This window comes from Candidatus Binatus sp. (genome assembly GCF_030646925.1).
Lineage (GTDB): Bacteria > Desulfobacterota > Binatia > Binatales > Binataceae > Binatus.
In genome coordinates this window covers 1-4,035 of sequence record NZ_JAUSKL010000120.1, presented here as the reverse complement: position 1 = coordinate 4,035, position 4,035 = coordinate 1, and the positions used below count along the sequence as shown (strand labels likewise).

Genomic DNA, 4,035 nt, shown 5'->3' with positions numbered 1-4,035 from the left:
AGCAAGTGTTCCCGAGAACAATCAGATCTTGGGCCGAGCTTTCGCGAGGCGCGAGCGCAGCGAGTCCCGAGGCGGAGCGGAGCGTAGTCGAGGGGCATACTCCTCAATGAAGCCGAGCTTTCGCGAGGCGCGAGCGCAGCGAGTCCCGAGGCGGAGCGGAGCGTAGTCGAGGGGCATACTCCTCAATGAAGCCGAGCTTTCGCGAGGCGCGAGCGCCACGCAGCCGAGTCGGGCCGGAGGGCCGAATCGCTATTCAAGTCAGAGTCCCGAGGCGGAGCGGAGCGTAGTCGAGGGGCATACTCCTCAATGAATCTCAAACTGGACCTTCCCTCTGACCTCTTCGACAGCCAATATAGCGAGGTCGACTTCGCCGCCCGCGTCCGCGAACTGGCGATACTCGAACTGGTTCGCGCCAGGCGCCTTCACGAGCACGAAGCGAAAGAGCTGCTCGGGATCGAGCGATGGGAACTGGTCGCGAAAATGAAAGCCGCCGGCGTCGCGCCGACCGAAGATGTCTTCGCCGGCATCCGGGATGAACTGAAGCAGGCGATCGCGTCCAAGCGCGATCGCGCGGGCATGAAAGGAGACTGATGCCATGCGAATGCTGCATACGATGCTTCGGGTGAACAATCTGGACGAGTCGCTGAAGTTCTACTGCGACAAGCTCGGGATGAAGCTGCTGCGCAAGCATGATTTCCCCGGCGGTGAATTCACGCTCGCCTTTGTCGGCTATGGCAGCGAGGACGACAACACGGTGATCGAGCTCACGTGGAACTGGGGCACCTCGAAATACGATCTCGGCAACGCGTATGGCCACGTCGCGCTCGGCGTCGAGGACATCTACAAGGCTTGCGACGATCTCAGGAAAAACGGCGTGCCGATTGTGCGCGAGCCCGGTCCGATGAAACATGGCACTACTTCGATTGCGTTCATCGAAGATCCCAACGGCTACAAAATCGAACTAATCGAACAGAAGCGCGCCTCGGCCGCCTGATCGATCCATTAAGACAAGGACTTCGATGAAAGCAGCAGTCTTCAGAGAAAGAGACAAGATGGCGGTGGTGGACGTTCCCAAGCCCACGCCGGGCGCCGGCGAAGTGGTCCTCAAGGTCCACAATTGCGGAATCTGCGGGTCTGATTTGCATGCCGTCCAGTACGGAATCGGGATGGCCTGCGACACCGTGATGGGCCATGAATTCTGCGGCGAGATCCACGAACTCGGCACCAACGTCAACGGCTACAAAGTTGGTGACCGCGTTACCTCGCTGCCGTATATCGTTTGCGGCGCCTGCGACGCCTGCCGCCGCGACGACTCGATGCATTGCGCGAAGATTCTCGGCCTCGGCCTCGGCCAGTTGCCCGGCGCTTACGCCGAGTACGTCCGATGCGGCGTCGGAAGCCTGCTGAAGCTACCGCACAACGTCAGTTCGCGCGAAGGCGCGCTGGTCGAGCCCCTGTCGGTCGGCCTGCACGGAGTCAATCGCTCGCAGATCAAGTCGGGGATGGGATGCGTCGTGATGGGCGCTGGCCCGATCGGGTTGTCGACCCTGCTGTGGGCCAAGGCCCGCGGCGCCGCTGTCGTCGTATCGGAACTGGCGCCGGGGCGGACCGAGCTTGCGATGAAACTCGGCGCCGACGCGGTCGTCAATCCGAACGTCGAAAGCCCGTCGGACAAGGTCAAATCGCTCACCGGCCGCGCGCCCGAAGTAGTTTTCGAATGCATCGGCGTGAAATCAACGCTGAGTTCCGCAATCGGGATGGTCGCCAATCACGGGCGCGTCGTCGTGCTCGGCGTATGCATGGAGGCAGACCACATCGTGCCGCTGGTCTGCATCATGAAAGAGATAAGCGTCGATTTCGTACTCGCCTACACGTTCGGCGAGTTCCAGGAAACGATCAACGCCTTCTCGTCCGGCCAGATCGACGCGAAGCCGATGATCACCGACATCATCGAGGTGGACCAGGTGCCGGCGATGTTCGAAGCGCTGAAGGATCCTGGGTCGCACGCCAAGGTGATGGTGGAATTTCCGCACTGATAGCCGTCGCGCGTTCAGAGAGAGCACTCCAGGCGCAGTTTCCGCGCGCGCCGCTCGTTCGGGGTCCATCCCATCGTCGTGAGCGCAGGCGACCGATCGCGGCCCCGGATTTCGAACCCGTCATTGAATCGCCGGGAGCGGCGGCGTTAAGCTCGCATCAATGCCCCGCGAGACGCTCAAACCAATCGACATCCTGCGCCACGAGCTCAAGGCGTTGCGCTACCTGGTCGATAACTTTCATGCCGGCAGACTCGGCGCCGAAGACCTGCCGCCGCGCGACGACTTTCAGTCCGCACAGGGACGCGCGCTCTACGACGTGCTCGTTAAATCGCCGTCGCGCGTGGCCGCCGAAGCCGCGATCGCCGAGCTCGAGCTCGACGACGTCGATATCATCTCGTTCCTCCATTTGAGCGGCGATCACTACTACACCTATCCAAAGTTGGTGCGCGAGCGCGCCGAAGCGATTCGCAGCGGCCGTCTCAAAGTCGAATCCGCGTGAAATTTTCGCCCGCAAGCGAGATTCATTTTCTGCTCGATTCGTCGGGCGCGCTGATCGTGTTCCAGGAAAAGGATGCGTCGTGGGCCGGCGTGCTCGGCTTCACCACCGAGGAGAATGCGCGCGAGTTCTGCCGCGTCAGCAATCTCGACGCTGCCGAGATTGCATCGATATCAGTTGGCGATCCGGAGGCGATCGCCGCGCTGATCAAGTCGGTGAAGAATCGCGCGGTGCGAAATCTGCTGCTCGATCTCGATTACAAAACCGGCGCGTGCACGCAGGTCGAATTCGACGGCGATCGATTCGGCGAAGCGGCCGCGCGCCAGATGACGCCGCCCGCTCGTCACTGATCTATTTCAGTAACGTATCTGCGGGAGAACCGACTACTGAAACGCTGCTAATTCCTGGCCGCGCCAGATCGTCGTCTTCCGAATCGCGCGACTTCGCAACTCCGCGAGCGCCGACAATTCCGCGTCGGCGCGATACCGCTGATAAGATTGCTCATCCGGGAACGTGACCACGTGTACTTCGTGCGGATTCTCGTCGCCGGTAGCATCGGCAATTCCGATTCGGCGCTCGATCGCGCCGCCGTAGCGCCGCATGATCGTCGATGCGCGCGTTTCGAATTGCTCGAACTCAGCTTCGCGTCCGGCGTGGATAAATAGCGCCACCACCAGCGTGAGCTTCGTTTCCATCGGCGAGTTTTGCGCTCGTCGCGCGATGCTAGGTGAACATCGAGCCGATACCGGTCGGGCGAACCGTCTTGCCCGCCGGTTTCATCGAATGCGACAATGCTTCGAGGCGCTTCTTGAAGTCGTCCATCTCGGCGGTCTGCTTCGCGGCGAACGCAGCCGCCTCTTTTGCGCGTTTGCGCTCGAACGCTTCGCGCTCGGCGCGCCGCCGGTTGTAGAAGCCCTCGAAGGTTTCACGCACCGCGCGGCACATCTGCGACTTCGGCACGTACGATCCTGAGCATGAAGGGCAGTAGAAAACCACGCCGGCCTGGAAATGCCGATACGGGATCGTCCACGGCTCGTTGCAATCCTTGCAGATCACCGGGACTTCCCACGAGATCGGGTTGGATTCCTCGCCGACTGCCGCGACGGCTGGCGCTGATATTGGCGCCGCTGCTGCGACCGGCGCTGCCGGTGCTGCCGCTTTAGCGGGAGCCGGGGCCGCACTCGCCGCGGCGCCATTGGCGGCTGCGGGCTTGGCTTCTGCGCCATCGCCGGCCGGTGCGGGCGCACCGCCTTCTTTGCGAAAGCGCGACGGCGCGTCGTCCGGAATCGTCAATTCGGGATGCAGCACGCGCGCGCGCTCGAGCAGCACCGATTCAGTTTCCGGAATATTGGGATCAGGCACGCAGCAATCGACCGGGCAGACCGCGGCGCACGATTCGTGATAGTGAAAGCCGACGCATTCGGTGCACTTCGACGGCACGATGTAATAGATATCCTGCGCGATCGCCGGACTGGTCGCGCCATTCAATTCCCATGTCACACC

At 62.0% G+C, this 4,035-nt stretch carries 7 protein-coding genes; 5 read left to right on the top strand and 2 right to left on the bottom strand.

Translation table 11 applies throughout. From position 1 onward, the window contains the following. The first annotated feature begins 306 nt into the window (after positions 1–306). From Q7S58_RS20180 to Q7S58_RS20160, 5 genes are all read left to right on the top strand, one after another. On the top strand, positions 307–591 hold the full coding sequence (locus Q7S58_RS20180) for a hypothetical protein (RefSeq protein WP_304830331.1): 285 nt from the start codon (positions 307–309) through the stop codon (positions 589–591). A gap of 4 nt (positions 592–595) precedes the next feature. Continuing rightward, positions 596–994, top strand: coding sequence for a lactoylglutathione lyase (gloA, locus tag Q7S58_RS20175; protein WP_304830329.1), 399 nt, complete (start codon positions 596–598; stop codon positions 992–994). 25 nt (positions 995–1,019) lie between these two features. Continuing rightward, entirely contained in the window at positions 1,020–2,036 is a 1,017-nt protein-coding gene (locus Q7S58_RS20170) for a zinc-binding dehydrogenase (protein WP_304830327.1), read from the top strand. A gap of 160 nt (positions 2,037–2,196) precedes the next feature. Next, complete coding sequence (locus Q7S58_RS20165; RefSeq protein ID WP_304830325.1) at positions 2,197–2,535, top strand: hypothetical protein; 339 nt, start codon at positions 2,197–2,199, stop codon at positions 2,533–2,535. Then, positions 2,532–2,882, top strand: coding sequence for a hypothetical protein (locus Q7S58_RS20160; protein WP_304830323.1), 351 nt, complete (start codon positions 2,532–2,534; stop codon positions 2,880–2,882). Before Q7S58_RS20165 ends, Q7S58_RS20160 begins: the two co-directional genes overlap by 4 nt. A 33-nt stretch (positions 2,883–2,915) precedes the next feature. Here Q7S58_RS20160 and Q7S58_RS20155 read toward each other — a convergent pair whose 3' ends face one another. Both Q7S58_RS20155 and Q7S58_RS20150 read right to left on the bottom strand, forming a co-directional pair. Further along, positions 2,916–3,227, bottom strand: a complete 312-nt coding sequence (locus Q7S58_RS20155) for a DUF1330 domain-containing protein (protein WP_304830321.1) — start codon at positions 3,225–3,227, stop codon at positions 2,916–2,918. Positions 3,228–3,255: 28 nt separating this feature from the next. Continuing rightward, a partial coding sequence (locus Q7S58_RS20150) for a hypothetical protein (protein WP_304830318.1) occupies positions 3,256–4,035 on the bottom strand: 780 nt, incomplete at its 5' end.